Annotated in this window: 14 protein-coding genes; 11 read left to right on the forward strand and 3 right to left on the reverse strand. The window is 69.9% G+C overall.

Annotation, left to right across the window (positions count from 1 at the left end):
• Positions 1–433: 433 nt before the first annotated feature.
• The 8 genes from OOZ19_RS10110 (at position 434) to OOZ19_RS10145 (ending at position 13,212) form a co-directional block, all read left to right on the forward strand.
• A complete protein-coding gene (locus tag OOZ19_RS10110; protein ID WP_266089798.1) occupies positions 434–1,276 on the forward strand; it encodes a CPBP family intramembrane glutamic endopeptidase in 843 nt (280 codons plus the stop codon).
• Between the two features lie 90 nt (positions 1,277–1,366).
• Positions 1,367–2,479, forward strand: a complete 1,113-nt coding sequence (locus OOZ19_RS10115; protein WP_266089799.1) for a sensor histidine kinase — start codon at positions 1,367–1,369, stop codon at positions 2,477–2,479.
• Positions 2,476–3,159 carry a response regulator gene (locus tag OOZ19_RS10120; protein ID WP_266089800.1) on the forward strand — a complete coding sequence of 228 codons (684 nt, stop codon included), beginning with the start codon at positions 2,476–2,478 and terminating at the stop codon, positions 3,157–3,159. Before OOZ19_RS10115 ends, OOZ19_RS10120 begins: the two co-directional genes overlap by 4 nt.
• Positions 3,160–3,464: 305 nt before the next feature.
• Positions 3,465–3,695, forward strand: a complete 231-nt coding sequence (locus tag OOZ19_RS10125) for a hypothetical protein (protein WP_266089801.1) — start codon at positions 3,465–3,467, stop codon at positions 3,693–3,695.
• Positions 3,696–4,542: 847 nt separating this feature from the next.
• A complete protein-coding gene (locus OOZ19_RS10130) occupies positions 4,543–5,964 on the forward strand; it encodes an acyltransferase domain-containing protein (protein ID WP_266089802.1) in 1,422 nt (473 codons plus the stop codon).
• Positions 5,961–8,189, forward strand: coding sequence for a beta-ketoacyl synthase N-terminal-like domain-containing protein (locus OOZ19_RS10135; RefSeq protein WP_266089803.1), 2,229 nt, complete (start codon positions 5,961–5,963; stop codon positions 8,187–8,189). Before OOZ19_RS10130 ends, OOZ19_RS10135 begins: the two co-directional genes overlap by 4 nt.
• Positions 8,186–10,858 carry an SDR family NAD(P)-dependent oxidoreductase gene (locus OOZ19_RS10140; RefSeq protein WP_266089804.1) on the forward strand — a complete coding sequence of 891 codons (2,673 nt, stop codon included), beginning with the start codon at positions 8,186–8,188 and terminating at the stop codon, positions 10,856–10,858. The genes OOZ19_RS10135 and OOZ19_RS10140 overlap by 4 nt, the downstream gene beginning before the upstream one ends.
• Complete coding sequence (locus OOZ19_RS10145) at positions 10,855–13,212, forward strand: KR domain-containing protein (protein ID WP_266089805.1); 2,358 nt, start codon at positions 10,855–10,857, stop codon at positions 13,210–13,212. Before OOZ19_RS10140 ends, OOZ19_RS10145 begins: the two co-directional genes overlap by 4 nt.
• A gap of 1,312 nt (positions 13,213–14,524) precedes the next feature.
• On the opposite strand, the gene OOZ19_RS10150 is transcribed toward OOZ19_RS10145, so the two are convergent.
• Together OOZ19_RS10150 and OOZ19_RS10155 are read right to left on the reverse strand one after the other, a co-directional pair.
• Positions 14,525–15,541 carry an NAD-dependent epimerase/dehydratase family protein gene (locus OOZ19_RS10150; RefSeq protein WP_266089806.1) on the reverse strand — a complete coding sequence of 339 codons (1,017 nt, stop codon included), beginning with the start codon at positions 15,539–15,541 and terminating at the stop codon, positions 14,525–14,527.
• A gap of 120 nt (positions 15,542–15,661) precedes the next feature.
• Positions 15,662–15,982 carry a putative quinol monooxygenase gene (locus OOZ19_RS10155; RefSeq protein ID WP_266089807.1) on the reverse strand — a complete coding sequence of 107 codons (321 nt, stop codon included), beginning with the start codon at positions 15,980–15,982 and terminating at the stop codon, positions 15,662–15,664.
• A gap of 104 nt (positions 15,983–16,086) precedes the next feature.
• Between OOZ19_RS10155 and OOZ19_RS10160 the strand changes: the two genes are divergently transcribed.
• On the forward strand, positions 16,087–16,914 hold the full coding sequence (locus tag OOZ19_RS10160) for a helix-turn-helix transcriptional regulator (RefSeq protein WP_266089808.1): 828 nt from the start codon (positions 16,087–16,089) through the stop codon (positions 16,912–16,914).
• A 187-nt stretch (positions 16,915–17,101) separates the two neighbouring features.
• On the opposite strand, the gene OOZ19_RS10165 is transcribed toward OOZ19_RS10160, so the two are convergent.
• Positions 17,102–17,776 carry a TetR/AcrR family transcriptional regulator gene (locus OOZ19_RS10165; RefSeq protein WP_266089809.1) on the reverse strand — a complete coding sequence of 225 codons (675 nt, stop codon included), beginning with the start codon at positions 17,774–17,776 and terminating at the stop codon, positions 17,102–17,104.
• A 454-nt stretch (positions 17,777–18,230) separates the two neighbouring features.
• Here OOZ19_RS10165 and OOZ19_RS10170 point away from each other — a divergent pair, with 454 nt between their 5' ends.
• Both OOZ19_RS10170 and OOZ19_RS10175 read left to right on the forward strand, forming a co-directional pair.
• Complete coding sequence (locus tag OOZ19_RS10170; RefSeq protein WP_266089810.1) at positions 18,231–19,181, forward strand: SDR family oxidoreductase; 951 nt, start codon at positions 18,231–18,233, stop codon at positions 19,179–19,181.
• Between the two features lie 57 nt (positions 19,182–19,238).
• Positions 19,239–19,454 (forward strand): hypothetical protein, encoded by a 216-nt coding sequence (locus tag OOZ19_RS10175; protein ID WP_266089811.1) that lies wholly within the window; start codon positions 19,239–19,241, stop codon positions 19,452–19,454.
• Positions 19,455–19,498: the final 44 nt, after the last annotated feature.

Consider the following 19,498-nt stretch of genomic DNA (forward strand, 5'->3'; position numbering starts at 1 on the left):
TCGGGTGGCGCCCTTGACCTCGGCCAACGGCGCCGCTCGGCTAGAGGCCGGCCGGGTGGGCGCGAACGATCTCGGCCGGGCCTGACGAGTCGCGGCGATCACGGGACGGTCCGCCCGGCTCGGAGCCGGGTGGACTTGCCCGGCCGGGCGGCGCGCGGGGTCCATGGGCCGATCATGATCTCTGCCATCGTTCTCGTCCCCTGGTGGCGATGGCGGGCGGTACTCGACGACGAGCAGGGCGCACCTGGAGTGAACCTCAGCCGGCGATGCCGCCCTCCCCGGCGAATGCGCAGGTGCCGGCTGACTGCTGCGTGGTCCCCCGTGAGAGCTACCCGGATCGTCCACTCGCCGGTGACGCGCCGGGGGTCGCGGTGCTCGTACCTTTTCCGTCGGGTCGCCGAGCCGTGCGGCCAACGTCATGCGGAGGTCACCTTTGAACACGACGCCGATCGCGAACACGGATCGCCAGCCTGGGCGACTCGTTCGCATCCTGCGGTTTCCGATCGTCTGGATGCTGGTCGGGATAGTTGGTGTGGGCGCGGTGTCGTCGCTGTCCTCTGGTGGCTCGCCGGTACTCGGGGTCGTTGCCGCGGTCGCCGCGGTCGCCGTCTACTGGGCGGTGATGCGGTACGTCGCGCAGCGAGGCACGCCGGAGATCGCGAGGGCACGGTCTGGTATCCACGCGTTGCTCGGCATCGGGCTTGGCTTCCTGTTCATCGCCGTGTCCATGCTCATGGTGATCACCGAGTTCTCGTTCACCTGGGCCACCGACAGCGCCATGTCGACCGTCGTGAGCATCGTGGCGGTGCAACTCGGCGCGGCGGTGACCGAGGAACTGCTCTTCCGCGGCCTGTTGCTGCAGGGGCTGGAACGGCTGGGGGGCAGTTGGCTCGCGCTGACGAGCACCGCGGTGCTGTTCGGTGCCATCCACCTGGCCAACCCCGGCGCAACGCTGTGGACCGGGTTCGCGATCGCGATTGAGGCCGGCGTCCTGTTGGGCGCCACGTTCCTGTGGCTGCGCAGCATCTGGGTGGCAGTGGGCCTGCACTTCGCCTGGAACACCACCGTCGGGCTGCTCGGCGTCCCCGTCTCGGGTCACGCGTCGCCGGGACTGCTGGTCGCCGAACCGACGGGCCCGGAGTTGGTGACCGGCGGCCAGTTCGGCATCGAGGGGTCGATCATTCCCGTCGTCGTGAGCCTGCTGCTCGCCGTGCCCATGCTCATCGCCGCCCACAAGCGCGGCAACCTGGTGCCCCTGCGACGGGCACGTCGCTAAGCTTGCCAGATGCTTGCCAGCACAATCTCCCGCCTCCGCACCACGCTCACGGGATGGCACGACCTCCCGTCGTCCACAAAGGACAGTGCGTTGGCGGCGTTGGTGACCGTGCTGGCGTTCGCGCCGACCGTCGCGCACCTCGGACCGGAGATCGGCGATCTCCCCCGGCGCGAGACGAACGGCATCGGCGCGGTGGTCGGTGCGGCGCTGACACTGGCGATGTGCCTGCCGCTCGCGGTCCGTACCCGCATGCCGGGTGTGTGCCTGTCGGTCATCGGTGCCGCGTTCGCGGCCAGTCAGATGCTGGGCCACCCGGACACGTTCGGCAAAGTAGGGCTGCTCCTGGCGCTGTACGCCGCCGGCGCACACCTGGTGCGGGTGCGCCGGCGGCTTGCCGCAGCACTGACCGCCGGCTACCTGATACTCGCGCTGGTGCTGCACAACCTCGGCTCACCGCAACAGTTTCCGGATTTTCTCGCGTTCTATCTCGTGTTGGTGGTGATCTGGTTGGCTGGCACCGGCATGCGTCGACGGCGCGCGGACGAGGCTGAACGGAGACAGCTGGCGGCCGAGGTCGCCGCGTCCGCCGAGCGGGCACGCATCGCCCGGGATCTGCACGACGTGGTCACGCATCACGTGACCGCGATGGTGGTGCAGGCCGACGCGGCGCAATTCCTGCTCGACACCGCGCCGGAACGAACCGGGACCGGCCTGTGCGCCATCAGCGACACCGGACGCCGGGCGTTGACAGAGCTGCGGACCCTGCTCGGCATTCTCGAGGCGACCGGCGAGTCCAGGACCGCGGACCGGACACCGACCATGGGAAAGGTCGCCGACCTGGTTGAACAGACCCGGCTGTCCGGTCAACCCGTCGAGTGGACCGAGCAGGGCGAGCAATTACCGCGGTCCCTCGACGTGGAACTGACCACCTACCGCGTGGTGCAAGAAGCGCTCACCAACGCACTCAAACACGCAACCGGAAACCCGACCAAGGTCTTGATCCGACACGACCAGGAGCATATCGAAATCGAGGTCATCACCGTCGGCCCCATTGCAGGCAACCCGGTCACGCCATCCGGCGGGAGAGGACTGACGGGACTACGGGAACGGGTGCGAATGCTCAGCGGGGACCTGGTTTCCGGCGCCCTTCCCGACAACGGTGGATTCCGCGTCTGGGCAATGATTCCAGGGAGCCCCACATGACCGAGCCGATCCGGGTGCTGATCTGCGAAGACCAGGAACTGGTCCGCACCGGATACGTCACCATCTTCTCCGCACAGCCCGACATGACCGTCGTCGGCGAGGCAGCAGACGGCCGCGAGGCGGTGGAGGCGGCACGACGGCTGCACCCCGACGTGATCGTGATGGACATCCGCATGCCCGTTCTGGACGGCATCAAAGCAACCCGCCAACTCGCCGGCCCCGGCACCGGAACACCAATAAAGATCCTGGTCGTCACCACCTTCAACGTCGACGAATACGCATACGAAGCACTGCGCGCCGGCGCCAGCGGATTCCTCCTCAAGGACACGCCGCCGGCGCAGCTGGTCGACGGCATCCGCACAATCGCCCGCGGCGAGTCCCTCCTCGCCCCCGCGGTCACCCGCGAGCTGATCGGCCACTTCGCCGAACGACTGCGCCCCACCGACACCTCCCGCCCAGCACGCGACACCATCGTGCAAGCACTGACCCACCGCGAACTGGAAGTGCTCCAACACATCGCCGCCGGCCTGTCCAACGCCGAAATCGCCGCCAACCTGGTCATCTCCCCGGAAACCGTGAAAACCTACGTATCCCGCATCCTCACCAAACTCGACCTGCGGGACCGCGTGCAAGCAGTCGTCCTCGCCTACCGAACAGGCCTGGTACCCACCACAGACTGACACCACCCATTCGCCAACGAACTAATGGCAGGCAGGCGTCTTTCTCGTACCGGCCCCAGATTCCCGGGCTCTATTCGACACGCTTCGGAACCTACATGCGTATCGCCCGGCGCTCCAGGTCCCGAAGCGGTCGACCGCGCAAACGAGTCCTGCGCAGAACGCGAACTTTCGTCCGGGTGGCGAACGACCTTCACAATGGCGCCCGCGTTGATTTCCGCGGGAATGCCGGACCCGCCGCCGCTGCTTCCGGAAGGCAAGACGGCCGCCGTGGTGCAAGCGCTGCTGCCGGTGGCCGGTGCCGCCGCGTGATCATGATGATGTTCTTCCGCAGCGGCTTCGCCGCGCTCGGCGCGGTCGTCGTGCTCGTGTCGGTGTGCACGGCGGGGCTTTGCTACTTCACCCAGCGCGGCCAGGCCACCCGCAAGCGCCGGGAGCAGCGCGAGCGCTACCTCGACCACCTGGAGCAGCTCCGGGAAGACCTGCGGGGTGCGAGAAAGGATTCCAAGCTCGCGCGTCGGTGCCCGATCCGCCGGTGAGCAGGTTGCCGACGTCGTGCACGACCCCGCGCGCCTGCGGGTGGTACCGCAGGGCCTCAGCCGTCCTGGCGCTGCTTGGAATCAACGACCCGGCGGGCTTGGACGTGGCACGGTTGTGGGCCGAGCGCGGCGAACGCGACTTCCTGCGGGTACCGATCGGAGTCACCGGCCGGGGTAGCCCCACGCTCCTCGACCGGAAGGGACCAGCCCAATCCGGCACGGGGCCGCACGGCCTGTGCGCAGGTTGGGGAAACGTGCCAGATCGGCGTAGCTGCGCACTTCACTGATCGGGTCGAAACCCGGCGAACCGGCCCGGTCCAGCCAGAACCTCGAACCGGTATCCGGCGAGAAATGCCAGCATCGCGGCCGACAGAAAGGCCAATTCGCCGAACTCCGGAGTTTCGTTCCAGTTTCAGTCCACAGATTTCTCCGAATTCGGTGCTACTGCTCGCCGGCGCGCGACGAGCAGCGGGGGCGTGGCTGAGCTGGTTGTTCGCTCGCGCGTGCGGGCCTGCGGAATACGCGCGAGCGGAAAGGGCAACGATGACATTCCGGTACCGACCCGGTTCGGTGCAGGACCACATCAACAGGAAAGCACACGATGCGATCCACCGGAAGGCGCAGCGCATGCGGCCATAGTGACGATCATCACTAGCCCTACTGCGCGGTAGCGATGCCCGGATAAGCTGCCCCCGTCGCTTATCGAAGACGCCGAATGCGACGCATCGCGGGAGCCCTATCCCGTTTCCATTGTTTTGACATTGCGTTCACCTGAGCAGTGTTTTCAAGAATCCGTCGTCCGGTAATTCAGTGCGGTCTTTCCGTGCTGTCCGAAAGGAAATTCCTGATGAACTCCCCGAGTGATGTCGTCGGCATGTTCCCAGGGCAAGGGGCATATCGGCAGGCGGTGTTCGCCCGGTGCTGGCACACCGGAGTCCCGGAAGTCCGGGAGGTGTACGAGGCGGTCGACTCGGCCGCGCAGCGCGTGCTGGGCAGGGCCGTGACGCCGGTGGTCTTCGCGTCCGAGCCGCCGACCGCGTCCGAGCTGCTCGCCGCCGACCCCGATGCCCTGCAGTTGGCGATCTTCGCGCAGTCGGTCAGCTCGTACCGGTTGCTGCGCCGCAACGGGGCGGAGTTGTCCTGCCTGCTCGGGCACAGCATGGGCGAGATCGCGGCGCTGGTGAGCGCCGGGGCGTTCTCCCTCGACGACGGGGCCGAAATCCTGTGCCACCGGATCGCGGCGCTGCGCGCCAACGACACCAGCGGCGGGCGGATGCTCGCGATAGAGGCCGACGCGGAGCGCGTGCGTTCGGTGCTGGCGCTGGTGGGGAATTCGGACACCGTGCTGTCCGTGGAGAACGGCCCCGGCCAGGTCGTGGTCTCCGGTCCGCCGGAGGGGATCACCGCGGTCGGGACGATCGCGGGTGCGCTGGGGCTGACCAGCGTCCGGTTGAAGGCTCCGCACCCGTTCCACAATCCGCTGCTGGCGGAGGCCGCGCGGGCGTTCGAGGACGCGATCGCGAGCTATGAGCAGTGCCGGATGAGCGTGCCGGTGTACTCACCGATCCTGGGCCGCCGCTACCGCGACGGGGACCGGCTGCCCGCGCTGCTGGCCCGCCACCTGGTGCTGCCGGTCGATTTCGGCTCGGCGCTGGCGAGCCTGCTGCGGGACGGCGAGCGCACCTTCGTCGAGTTCGGCCCCGGTGCGACGCTGGGCAGGATCACCGAGCGGTGCGCGCCGGTGGCCACCGTGCTGGACGCCTTCCACGGGCTCGACGAGCAGGCGGCGGCGCTGGAAGTCGCCGCGTACCTGGACTCGGTTCCGCAGCCGCCCGAGGCCCCGGCGGCGCAGACCGCGCCCCTGGGCGCCGTGCCGGAACAGCGGTCCACCCGCGAGCGCCGACCCGAACAACCGCAAGCCGAGCCGGTCTCCACCGAGCCGAACGCAGGTGCCGAGCAGCCCGCAGTCGAACCGGAGGTGGAAGCCGCGGAACCCGGCCCCGCGGGAGCCGAGCTGTTCGAGGAGCTGCGGTCGTTCTACGCGCAAGCCCTGGAGTACCCGGAAGAAGTCCTCACCGAGGACGCGGTGTTCGAGCGCGACTTGGGCGTCGACTCGGTCCAGCAAACCGAGCTGCTGACCTCGCTGCGCGCGAAGTACCGGCTTGAGGACACCGCGACGGTCCGCCCCGGCGAGTACGACACCCTGGGCAAGGTCGCTGAATACGTGCGGCGCAACCGCGCCGGTCTCGTGGCCAGGGCGCAGGCATGAGCCCGGCCGAGCACCCCGCGGTGGTCGACGGGGACCCGATCGCGATCGTCGGGATGGGACTGGCCGTGGTCGGCGCCTCCAGCCCGGCGGAGTTCTGGGACCTGCTGGTCGACGGCGGGAACCAGTTCACCGAACCGGACCCGTCGCGGTGGCTCGCGGCGAACTTCCACGACCCGGACCGCGACGCGCCGGACAAGGGCTACCAGCAGAAAGCCGGTTACATCCGGGACCTCACCCCGCACCCGGCGCTGCGCGCCGAGCAGGAGTCGGGCCGGACCTTCGCCGACAGCAACGGGTTGTGGCTGCGGCACAGCCTGCACCAGGCGCTGGAATCGGTGCGGCTGCGCGACGGCGACCGCTTCGACTACTGCGTCGGCTACACCCCGGACGGCAGCCAGAACCTCGAGGAGGCGATGGTCCTGGGCGCGGTCGGCGACGCCTTGGACGGCGAACTGGGCGGGGAACTCGACGACGAGGTCCGGGGGCGGCTGCGCAAGGCGCTGCACAACCGCTACCAGCGCGGCTACGACGACGCTGCCGAACTCGCCCCGCACCGGGTGGTCGCCGATTCGTGCCGGGGGATCCTGCCCGCCGACACCCGGATCCACCTGCTCGACAGCGCCTGCTCGTCCTCGCTGTACGCGATCGACGCAGGGATGCGCAAGCTGCTGGCCGGGGAATGCGACGTCGCGGTCTGCGGCGGCGTGATGAGCATGACCGCGTCGATGACGGTGATGTTCAGCAAGCTCGGCGGTTTCTCCGCGCGCGGTGAGGTCCGTTCGCTGGACGCCGACGCCGACGGCACGCTGTTCGGCGACGGTGCCGGGTTGGTCGTGCTCAAACGGCTGTCCCGCGCGATCCGGGACAACGACGTCGTGCACGGCACGATTGCCGGGCTCGGGCTGTCCGCGGACGGCAAGGGGAAGGCGATCTACTCGCCGCTGAGCCGCCAGCAGGTGCAGGCGATGCGCAACGCGCTGGCCGGCACCGGGCTGAGTCCGTCCGATGTCGGCTACATCATCGCGCACGCCACCGGGACCAAGGGCGGTGACAAAGCGGAATTCCTGGCCCTGCGGGAGTTCTACGCCGGCGCCGACCCGATCCCGGTGGCCGCGAACAAGTCCCTGACCGGCCACACCGCCTGGGCGGCGGGCGTGGTCTCGGTGATCCACATGCTGCTGGCGCTGCGGCACGCCCGCATCCCGGCCCAGCACCACTTCCGCGCCGCGCCGGAGTCGTTCGAGCTGGCCGGATCGAACTTGACGATCACCAGCCAGGAGCAGGCATGGGCCGCCGGGTCGGACGGAGCCCCGCGCGTCGGCGCGGTGTCCGGTTTCGGGTTCGGCGGCACCAACGCGCACCTGCTGATCCGGGAGTACCGACCCGGCTCGCCGGTCCCGGCCGCGCATCGCGCGCCTTCGGCGGATCCGGTGGTACTGGTCGGTTGGTCCGGGCTGCTGCCGGGGGCGGCGGACAACGAAGCGGTCGCCCGCTGGGCGGCCGGTGGCGGGCCCGGCTCAGGCAGCTTCGGCGAGCACTACCCGGCCCCGCCGTTGAACGAGCTGTTCCTGACCCCGGCGATGGTCCAGCACCTCGACCGCGCCCAGCTGATCATGGTCGACTGCGTGCGCAGGCTGGACCCCGCGGTCTGGGCGGCGTGCCTGCGCCACCAGGACCGCACGGGGGTCGTGGTCGGGCACAGCGGGCCGACCAGGCAGGCCCTCGTCGGGCACCTGCGGCTCTACCTGGACGACATCGAGGCCACGTTGCGCGAAGCCGACGACGGGGCCGGTGCGCGGCGGTTCGCCGAACGCTTCCGGAAGCACGTCGGCGGGCTGGCGCCGCCCACCGCCCAGCACTCGTATCCGGGGATCATGCCGAACATCGTGGCGTCCCGGCTGTCGAACTACTACGACCTGCGCGGACTGAACCTGACCGTCGACGACGGGGAGGCTTCGCTGCTCAAGGCGTTCGAGGTCGCCGCGGACTACCTGCGGTTCGGCGACCTGGACTTCGCCGTCGTCGGGGCGGCGAACGGGAACAGCCGTCCGGAGTGGACCGCCGCGCTGGACGAGATCACGCCGGACGTCGCGGAGGCCGGCGTCCTCGAAGGAGGGTTCACGTTCGTGATCACCACCGCGCGGACCGCGCAGCGCGAGGGGCTGCCGGTGCTGGCGAGCATCGAGGCCGGTGCGTCGGAACCGGCCGGACGGGGGAACGCATGAGCCGGACACCTTCACTGCTCGGCGCGGAGGGCGCGCGGGAGCTGATCGCGTTCCTGTCCTCGGGGCGGGCGGCGGCAGGCATCGAGCGCAGCCCGGACGCCGGATCGCGGGCTAAGGCGCTGCGCCTGACCGCGCCGACCCCGGCCGCGCCGCCGACTCCGGCTCCGGCCGTGTCGTCGGCCTCGGCTGTGTCGTCGGCCTCGGAGCCGGAGCGGACCGTGCTGCGCCGCCACGTCCTGGAAGCGCAGCCGGAGCCCGCCCGCGAGGTCCGTCCCGCGGTCTCCCACGACGAGCCGGGAACGGTGCTGCTGACCAACTCTGCCGAGGCGCTGGCGGAAGCCGGCCTCGCCGGCGACGCGATGGCGCTCGTGCCGGGCGAGTCGTCCGCCAGAGCCGGGCAGATCAGCGGCTTGCGGGACCACGACGACCTGTCCGCCGCCGTTGCCGGTGTGGTGACCGCGCAGCGCACCCGACACGTGCGGGTGCTGGTGGACCTGCGGGACGTGACACCGGGCGGCCCTGGCTGGGCGGAACTGCTCCGGCTGCACGACGCCGTGTTCCTCGCGGCGCAGAGCTGCGCCGGGTTCATGGGCAGCGGCAACACGTTCGCGGTCGTGCTGGTCGGCGGTACGGGCCGCGACCAGGTGCCGCATCCGGCCACCGGACTGTTCACCGGACTTGCCGCGGCGCTCGCGCACGAACTCGACGCCGAACTGCTCGTCCTGGTCCACGACACCCGTGACACCGCGGTCGCACTGCGCGACCTGGCCGTCGAGACCGCGCACGCCCGCGAATCCCCGGTCGTGCACCACATCGCCGGGCAGCGCTCGGTCGTCGCCGCGCGCCTGGCACCGGTGCAGGACGGGCCTCGGCGGCTCGGCCGGGATTCGGTGGTGGTCGCCGCGGGCGGCGGGCGCGGCATCGGCGCGGCCATGCTCGCGGAGCTGGCGCGCACCAGCGCACCGCGGATCTTCGTGCTCGGGTCGAACGCCATCGACGACGTCGATCCGGAACTGCTGGCCGCGCAGGAGTTCTCCAAGGCGGAGTTCATCAAGCGGCGCACGACCGGCGACGGCAAGGTCTCGGTCGCCGCGGCCAAGGCCGAGTTCCAGCGCATCGCGCAGGCGCGGGAGATCTCCGCGACGCTGGCCCGGCTGGCCGCGCACTGCGGCCCGGACCGGGTCCACTACCTGGCCTGCGACCTGCGCGATCCGGATTCGGTGGAGTCGGCCATCGGGCAGGTGCGCGCCTCGGCGGGCACCGTCGAGCTGCTGCTCAACATCGCGGGCACCACCAAATCCGCCGCGCTCGGCGTGAAATCCCTCGACGTGTTCCGGTCGGTGCGGGACCTGAAGCTGTGCGCCTACGTCAACCTCAAGCGCGCGTTCGGCGACCGTCCGCCGCGCCGGTGGCTCAACTGCGGCTCGCTGGCGGGAGCGATCGGGCTGCGCGGCGAGATGGACTACTCGGCGGCGAACGGATTCCTGTTCACCGCGGCGCAGGCCGCCGCCGCCCGCGGCCTCGACGAGTTCACGATGGGCTGGGGTCTGTGGGACGAGACCGGCATGGCCGCCGACCCGTTCCTGAAGTCGGTGCTGAGCACCAACGGTGAGCTGACGCCGATGCCCACCGCCGAGGGCGTGCGGCACTTCGCCGCCGAACTCACCCAGGAGCCGGTGTCCGCGATGACCGCTTTCGTCGGGGAGCGGGAGGAAAAGCTGATCAAGCTGGCAGGTGCGGACGCGCGGCAGCCGAGCTCGCCCGCGGAGCGGACGCTGATCCGCACGCTCGACCCGGTCGCCGATCCCTACCTGGCGATGCACCTGGTCGACGGGACGCCCACCGTCCCCGGGTTCTTCGTGCCGGAACTGGCCACCGCCGCCGCTGCCGAACTCGCCCCCGGCCGGGTCCCGGTGCTCTTCGAGGACCTGCGGTTCGGCCGGTTCCTGCGGGTCCACGCCGAACGCCCGGTGCGGCTGAGGGCGGAGCTGGTCGCGTCGGACGAGCGGGAATCCGTGGTGCGGGTCCGGGTGCTCGCCGACGTCCAGGCGCCGAACGGGCGGGTCCTGGTGCGGGACCGGGAGCACTTCAGCGTCTCGGTCCGCCTGCGCGACGAACCGCTACCCGCGCCGGAATGGCAGCCCTGGCGGGAGTTCGCGACCCAGGAGCTACCCGATCCGTACTGCACGGACAACCCGTTGGTGCGGCTGGACGGCGTTTTCCGCTGCACGCAGCGCACCCGCTCCCACCCGCTCGGTGCCCGTGCGCGTTTCGAGCTGCCCGCGGAGCAGACGGGCTGGCTGGCGGAGTTCCGCACTCCCGCGGTGCTGCTGGACGGGATGGTGCGGCTGATGGCCATCCGGGACGTGCACGATGGCTGGACCCCGTTGTTCGTGCCGAGTCGGGCGCGTCGGGTGGAGCTGTTCGCAGCGCCCACCGACCTGTCGGTCACGCGGGCCGGTGGCGCCGAGCTCTACAGCAGTCCCGGTGACAACGACCTCGAATCCGATCAGCCGAACCAGGCGGTCGCGGTGGACGTTGCCGGGAAGGTCATCGCCCGCGTGCACGACGTGCGCGGCGTGGTCCGCGGCTACCTGCACCGCGCCAGCGGTGAGTTCGTCGATGCCGCCGAGTTCGACGCCCGCCGCGGTCAGGGGACGATCCGATGAAGGCAGCGCACCGGCCCGCGGTCCGCCCGCATCTGAGCGCGTGGGCGGAGGAGGACTTCGACGGCGCGCTGCGCCGGGTCGTCTGGCGGCCCGAGCCCCAGCCGTTGCCGCCGGGAGAGGCGCACGAAGTCCGGCAAGTCCTGCTGCTCGGGTCCGACCAGGAACTGGTCCGGGCCACCGCCGCGCGGCTGGCCGAACTCGGCATCTCGGCGGTCACCGGCGGCGCGGACACCGACGGGATCATCGACTTGAACCCGCTCGGCGGGCCGGGCGAGGACTCCGCGGATTGGCGGGCACCGCTGCGGCGGACGATCCAGGCGCTGCACCAGGTGCACGACGAGTGGGCCGCAGAATCCCGCTGCGGGCGGCACTTCTACCTGCCGGTGACCGCGCTCGGCGGGCTGCTGGGCGAGCCGGGCGGCGACCGGATCAGCGGGCCGTTCGGGGGCGTCTGGGCGGGCCTGGCCAAAGGTCTCCAGTACGAGCTGCCGAGCGTGGCCACGAAGATCGTCGACGTGGACACCGCCACCGCGAGTTCGGCGGACCGGCTCGGCGACATCCTGCGGCGGGAGATCGGCAGCTGGGATCACTTGGAGGTCGGCTGGTTCCGGGACGAGCGCTACGCGCTCGTCGCCCGCCCGGAAGCACCCGGGCCGCAAGCGCTGCACCTGGGACCCGACGACACCGTGCTCATCACCGGCGGGTCGCGGGGAATCGGGTTCCTCATCGCCGAAGGGCTGGCCGAGCGGACCGGGTGCCGCGTCGTGGTCACCGGCCGCGACGACCCCACGGCCGAGCACCCGGCGGCGCTGCTCGACGACGACGAGTTCGCCCGGTGGCGGTGGGCGGAGCTGAAGGACAACGGCCGCACCGAACCCGTCAGCGAGATCCGCGCCCGGCTGGCCCGCGCGGAACGCCTGCGCGAAGGCCACCGGAATCTGCGCAGAGCCGCCGCTGCGGGGTTGCGGATCGAGCACGTCCGCTGCGACTGCACCGACCCGGAACAGGTCCGCGGCCTGCTCGCCGGCCTCGCCGCGCAGCCCACCGTGCTCATCCACAACGCGGGCGTCGACCAGTCCCGGCGGTTCGCAGAGCAGAGCTTCGACGACATCGCGAGCACGATCGCGGTCAAGGTGGACGGGCTGCGCACCGTGCTCGACCAGCTGCGCGGCCACCCGGACTCGAAGCTGCGGCTGGTGTCCGGAGTGGGTTCGCTGTCCGGGCGGCTCGGCGGCATGGTCGGTCAGGTGGCGTACTCCGCGGGCAACGACGGACTCGCCCGGCTCGGCCGGTGGATCGAGCAGGAAACCGGGCTTCCCGCGCAGACGACCATCTGGCACAGCTGGGGCGGTCCGGGCGGGATGGTGAATCCGCGCACCGCCCTGCGCTACACCTCGCTGGTGGATCCGGAGGAGGGCGTCGCGCACTGGGTGCGGGAGATCCTGACCGGCGCTGCCGGGGAGGTGGCCCTCCTCGGCCGGTACGGGAACGCTGTCCTGCCGACCCAGCTGCCCCGGCTGGCGGCGGCTTTCGGCACCAGCGACCACTCGCGGTGGGCCTCGGCGCGCCACTACCTGGGCGATGTGCGGTCGTTCCGGATCCACGACGGCGTCGAGTGCGACAGCACCTTCGTCGCCGGGTCCCATCCGTGCCTGGGCGAGTGCACCGTGGACGGCCGCCCGGCGCTACCGGTGTCGGTGGTGCTGGAGCACGCGATCGCTCTCGGCGACTGGATCGCTCCGCACGGGTGGCCGAGCCTGCACCTGCGGGAGGTGCGGGACCTGGACGTGGCGCTGGGCGCGCTCGCGTTCGACGGGGACCGGTACGTGTTGCGCAAAAGCGCGCAGGGGCGCGCCGATCCCGGCGGCGGCTGGAACGTCGAGGTCCGGCTGCGCCGCGGCGACGATCCGGTGCTGTCGGCGACCCTGCACTACGGCGAGTCCCCCGCCCTGATCGACGGGCCGGTGGAACCGGGCGAGGCCGGGACGGCGGCGCAACCCGTTCGCGAGGGCCGGTTCTCGTGGCACCGGCGGCTGTTCCCCCGCCCGGCCCGGTTCGACCTGGCGGGCGGCGGTCGCCAGGTGCTGCTCAGCGGCACCACTCCGGCCGAGCTGTGGGCGTTGCCCGCCGGACCGGAGGTCACCGTTGACCCGGCCGCGCTGGAGGAGATCACCTGCGACGCGCTCGCCGAGGTTCCCTCGGCTGCCCGGCTGGAGGTTTCCCGGTTGGTGCTCGCCCCCGGAGCCGCGGCGGCGGACCGGCTCGTCCGCCCGGCGCGGGACGACCGTTGGTTCGGCCTGACCGCCGATGGCGATGCGGTACTGCTGGCGGAGGGAGTGCGCGCGTCGAGCTGAGGCTGATCGGGCGGTTCGCCCTTCCCGCAGCGCGTGTTTCTCTGCACCCAGGCAACGCGACGCGCCGGACGTCCGCGATTTGCGTACGTGGGGCTCACGCCCACGCGGTGATCGCCAAGCTGAACCCGATCATCACTTGGCCGACGCCCCGGAACGGCAACCGACCACGACCGAACTGGACGACGGCGTCGTCTACAGCCGCAGCGGCTTGACCCACCAGGCTGGGCTGTTGGAGATGGCTGGCCTCATCACCCGTGGCTCCAGCCCGGACGACCAGCGCGCCACCCTCGTCACCGTCACTGACGCGGGTCTGGCTCTAGCGGCCGAAGTCCTGCCCGGCCACATCCAGGTCGCCCGCAGGGTGCTGTTCGACCCACTCTCCAAAAAGGACCTGCACGACCTTGGCGAGGTCATGGCCCGCGTCCGCGACCACATGCGCTCCCAGCCACCCCGATCCGCCTCCGGTCGCAGACGCCGGGGCCGGAAATCCACGGACCCGGCCGACGCGGAACAGGCGCGGCGGGCCGGGCGGGCCTGTCCCGGCAGCGCTGGAAACACCGTTGCCGGGAGGGGCCCTGGACGGCCTCCGCAGAGTGCCGTCGTGGCCGCAGGTCTCGAGCCGGACCGTGTGACCGAGGACGCTGGCCGCCGTGGTGGAGGAATTCGGCCCGCACTCGTTGCGGGAGCGAGCCGGAGAGCGGTACCCGGCTCCAACAGGACGACGTGACCGAGGAACGCAAGGGCGGCAAGGGTTGTCGCTTCGAGCGATGAAGGTGGTCTGCGCCGCTCTTCGCCACCGCACGGTGGTGTTCAGGCCTGCTGTTGTGACGCTGGTGGCGGGAGGATATCGGGAGGATTGGGCTGTCCTGGACCGCGGTGAACTTCACTGAACTGAAGTGTGCTGCACCGGGATATGCTGGGTTTCCAGGTTTTCGAGGTAGGCGTCTCCTGTGGACGCCGCTGGAGGTCAAGGGGTCGTGGCTTCGAATCCCGCCGCCCCGACGGCCGAGAGGGTCTCCGCAGTCAGACGCTACGGAAGCTCTCTTTTTTGATCTTGGTCGGTTCTTCGGAGTCGAGCCCGCCGTTGCTGGAACAGAGATCGCCGTCCGACTCGCCGATTCCGGAGCGACCGTCTACGCGATCGACATCAAGACGGGATTCGGAGCGTTCCGATTCACATCGAGAGATCAGAAGAGCGCAGTGCGACATCACGAACGCGGACGCCGTGCGCCGTACCGCAGCCGAGGCCATCGCGCCGTACCGAGGGCCGCAAGTTGCGCACGCGGGCGGCGGGCCGGGGGCGGGGCGGTGGCTACCGCGCGAACGTGCGCAGATCATCCAGTCCGGCGGCGAAGGTCACGCTCGGCCGATAGTCCAGGTCGGCTCGCGCATTGGTGATGTCGTAGCTGCGGTCGCACCCCATGCTCGCAATCAGCCAGTTGTTCAGCGGCGGTGGGGTAGGGCGGCGTAGCAGTCGCCATGCCCGATCGAGGATCCTGGCAACTGGCGAGGCGATCGCGAACGGAACACTTCGCGCGTGGCTGACATCGGCACCCATGGTCTCCAGGACTGGGGTGAAGAAGTCCCGGATCGGCATCGGAGTGCCGTCGGTGATGTAGTAGACCCTGCGGTCGTAGCCGCGGCTCAGCGCGGCTGCCGTTGCGGCTGCGAGGTTGTCGACGTGGACGAAATCCATGACGTGGCGTCCATTGTCGATCCAGGCGAATTGGTCAGCGGCGGCTGCCGCGTCGCGCAGCGTTGTCATTCCCTTGCCCCAGATGAACGGTGGGCGCAGTGTTATCAGCGTCATCCCAGGGGTGGCGACGTTGGCCAAAGCCCGCTCGGTCGCAAGCTTGACCCGGCCGTACGCGATGATCGGCCGACCGGTCGGCGTTGCCTCAGCGACCACCGCAGGCTTGCGGCGCCGGTCAGTCGACACCGCGGCGGCGCTGATGAGCACGAATCGTTTGACGCCGGCTGAGGCCGCGGCGGTGAACAAGGAAACGGTCGGCCAGTGGTTGTCCCGCTCGAATCCAGCATCTGGCCCCCAGAACTCCATGCGGGCAGCCGAGTGAATCACCGCCTCACACCGGTCGAGGACAGCCAACCAGGCCGGTGTCCGTCTTCCCGTGGGCATATCGCCGGAGTGCTGATCCGGCCCGCGCAGGTCGGCGAGATCGCCGAGGACGGGCGTCGCTCCAGCTTGCTCCACTCGCCGTGCGGCCTCAGGACTGCGGGCCAGTGCCCGCACAGTATGGCCGTCAGCGCACAGGCGGGTGATGATGTGCTGCCCGACGAAACCGCTTCCGCCGGTGAGAAACATGTCCATGCCAGCTCCTATTGCCATCAATGGCTATCTCGTAAGTCGATCTGTTGCACGAGCGCTGCGAAAGAGGAATATCGACGAGAGATGGTCACCGGGCGTTCCCGGCCCGCTGACCGGAAAGCCTTACTCCCCCGGACGGAACGGCCGCAGGAAGCGCACTCCATCGTCGGCTGCCCCGTCCAGCAGCTCCATGAGCTGAGGCGCCAGCTCCTGCCGCCGGGGGGCCTTCAGGTGGCCTTCAAATGCCTCGCGCGTGTCCCAGCGCTCGAAAACGATGAACGTGCCCGGCTGGCCTTCTACCTCGTGGGGTTCGTAGTCGATGTTGCCCCGGTCAGCGCGAGAAGCGGTGACGGTGCCGGCGATGAACGCCTTCAGTTCGGCTTCCTTCCCGGGCTTCGCTCGAACTTCCAAGAGCACGACGTAGCAGTCGAGTGCGTTTTCCATGAGCTTGATAGTGGGCCTGCGGGCAGGTCCCGTAGAAGCCACCGGTCTTCCTAGTACAGCTGGTACCACGCCACGACAGCCAAGCGTGCGGGAGGATGGAGCCCATGAACGACCTCGGAGTTGCGTTGCGGGCCTGGCGAGATCGGCTTGACCCCGGCGCCGCTGGGCTCCCGCACCATTCCCCCCGCCGGGTCGCCGGCTTGCGGCGGGGCGAACTGGCGCAGCTGGCCGGGATCTCTGCCGAGTACGTGGTCCGGCTCGAACAGGGCAGGACATCGACGCCGTCGGCGCAAGTCTGCTCGGCACTCGCCCGCGCGCTGCGGCTGTCCGACGATGAGCAGGCCCATCTCCTTCGCTTGGCCGGCCACGCCGCGGATCCGGACCGCATTCCGCGATTCGTCCCCGCCAGCGTGCATCGGATCGTGGAGCGGCTCGCCGACAGCCCGGTGGCGGTGTGCGACGCCGCCTGGCAGTTGTTGCACTGGAACCCGCTGTTCGCGGCGACCTTCGGTGATCCCACGAAACGAGGCGATGATGAGCGCAACGCTCTGATCTCCCAGTTCGAGAACCAGCCGACCCGAATCCGGCAGACCCCTGTGGAGCGGACCGCGTTCGAGGAGTCACTGATCGCCGACCTGCGCGCTACGACGAGCCGGTACTCGAACGACCCCGACATCAAGGCGTTGATCTCAAGGCTGAACCGCAGTCACCGGTTCCGTGAACTTTGGGCTCTTCGGTCAGTGGGTGACCACCAGGGCGCACACAAGATCGTCATACATCCGGATGTGGGGGACATCGCTCTCGACTCCAATGTGCTCACCACTCAGAGCACAAACCTCCGGCTCGTGGTGGACACCCCACGCGACGCGGAGGCCAGGAGCAAACTTGATCTCCTGTCCACCATCGGCGTCCAGGAAATGACCTCGAGCTGACTTGCCGCCCCGGTGCGGCAAGGAAAATTTCCGGGCTGTCCACGAAAGCGGGCGGCGGTCTTTCGCGCACGGGTGCCAGCCACGTGGGCGTCGAGGTAGTCACCACGACATCGGTGGGATGCCCATGGATGCCAGTGCTGCAATCAGCGACGTGGCGCCGGGAACCTGACTAGGGTCATCGGTCCGATCACCTGCGGTGCGGGCCGAGCAATCCGTCCGCGATCAGATCCGCGAGTTCGCGCGCGGTGCGTTCCTGGCTTTCGCGGGTGATCGGTTGAGCCCGGCCGAGCCGACGCGCGAGCGGCAGCTGCACCAGACCGGCAACCGGGCTGATCACGGCGAAGAAGAGCACGTCCACGGGCACATCAGGCATGCGGCCCGCCGCCATCAGCCGTTCGACGGCCGGAATCAGCGGACCCAGCGTCGGTGCCACGTACCTCTCGTACAAGTAGTCCAGGCGTTCGGACTCACGGCCGAACTCGTCGGCCAGCAGGCGGCCGAGCAGCGGCGCCTCAACGGCTGCCTGGTAGAAGTGGACGATCACGGCACGAACCCGCTCGGCGTCGTCGACGTCGGATTCGAGCAGCGCCCGGCGTTCCACCTGGTCGCCCTCCAGCAGCGCGTCCACCACGGCTCGCCAGAAGTCGGCCTTGGACCCGTAGCGGTCGTTGATGAAGTTGTGGCTGACGCCGAGGCGTCTCGCGAGCTCTCTCGCCGAGGCTCGGTCGTAGCCGAGCTCGGCGAAGGCCTCCATCCCCCGGCGAAGGATCTCGACCTCGCCCGGCACCGGACGCGCCCCGGCCCCGGCCCCGGGCCGCCCCGGTCCTCGCGCTGCGCCGGTCACCGACTCCTCCACTGCCATGCGTTCATTCTCCCCACGGCTTCGACCTCGACTCACCCGAGGGCCAAATTTGACACCCGTCAGATTACCCTTAATCTGACAGGTGTCAGCCAAGGCTCGGACGGAGGTGTCGCGGGCACGGCGATCCTCGGCGCGGAACAGCGGGAACGGCCGACCGCGCGCAACTCGAGATCGGGCATCCTCGCCCAGTTCGGCGACGGTCGCGCCCGGCGTTCCAGGCCGTCCGAACCCGGCGCACCAGGCTGCGCCGCGATCCCGCGGCCTGGCGGAAAGCCCGGCAGGCCGACATCGCCGCCGCACGCGAACTGACCGGAGAACCGCGGAACCCCAGGGCTACCAGCACGCCACCAAACCTGGTCTCGACCTCTGCTCCACCACGGACGACGCCCCATGCCCAGCACCACGACAAAGCTCCACGTTCATGGCGTGCAACTCGCCAGCAGGAGGAACAACAATGGCAAAGACCCCGCCGGACATCCCGGTTCCCGACCTCACCGGCAAGCTCGCGGTGGTCACCGGAGCAAGTGACGGCGTCGGCTTGGGCCTGGCGACCCGGCTCGCCGCGACGGGCGCGGAGGTCATCATGCCGGTCCGCAACCCGCGCAAGGGCGAAGCCGCGCTGGCGAAGATCCAAGCCAAGCACCCGGACGCGGCAATCTCCCTGCGTGAACTGGATCTGTCCTCCCTCGCGTCCGTCGCCGCGGTGGCGGACCAGCTCGTCGAGGAGGGACGGCCGATCCACCTGCTGGTCAACAACGCCGGAGTGATGACGCCGCCCGAACGGCAGACCACGAAGGACGGTTTCGAGCTGCAGTTAGGAACGAACCACCTCGGGCACTTCGCCCTGGTCGCCCGGCTGCTTCCGCTGCTGCGCGCGGGCAAAGCCCGGATCACCTCGCAGATCAGCATCGCCGCCGACCAGCACGCCATCAACTGGGACGATCTCCAGTGGGAACGGAGGTACAACGGCAACCAGGCCTACAGCCAGTCGAAAATCGCGTTCGGCCTGTTCGGCCTCGAACTCGAACGGCGCAGCCGCAACGGCGGCTGGGACATCACGAGCAACCTCTCCCACCCCGGGGTGACACCCACGAACCTCCTCGCAGCGCGCCCGGAGGTCGGACGCGGACGCGATACCACGATGGTGCGGGTCATCCGGGCACTGTCCGCGCGCGGAATCCTGTTCGGGACGGTGGAGTCGGCGCTGCTGCCCGCGCTCCACGCCGCGACATCGCCCAGCGCCGAAGGCGGCCACCTCTACGGCCCGAGCGGCTTGCGCCACCTCTCCGGCCCCCCGGCTGAACAGAAACTGTATTCGCGCCTGCGCAGCGAGGACGACGCCCGCCGAATCTGGAAAATCTCCGAAGAACTGACCGACTTCCACTTCCCTGCTGGGCGCAACTGACGTCGTCAAGTGCTCCGACGCTGAAGCTCTCGAGGCAGAACCAGGGCGTTCCGGACGTTGAACGCCATCGGGGGAGTTGACACCGGCCCCATCGTCGCATCGGGTGCCGTCGACGAGATCTTCTACGCGGGCCAGTACGCAGCCGCCTACAGCCAGGTCTACGGCGTTCCGCCGCAGCGCTGGTCGCGGGCGGTCTGTGACGGTGCGTCCGACCGGGCCAAGGAGGGGGCTCCCCCCACCTACTGCCGCGAGGCCGCGGCGGACACCGAGTGACACACCGCCGACGACGCGCCGGCCACGGTGGCCGACGGCATCGT

Origin of the sequence: Saccharopolyspora sp. NFXS83, from assembly GCF_026241095.1 — a bacterium.
Classification (GTDB): Bacteria; Actinomycetota; Actinomycetes; order Mycobacteriales; family Pseudonocardiaceae; genus Saccharopolyspora_C.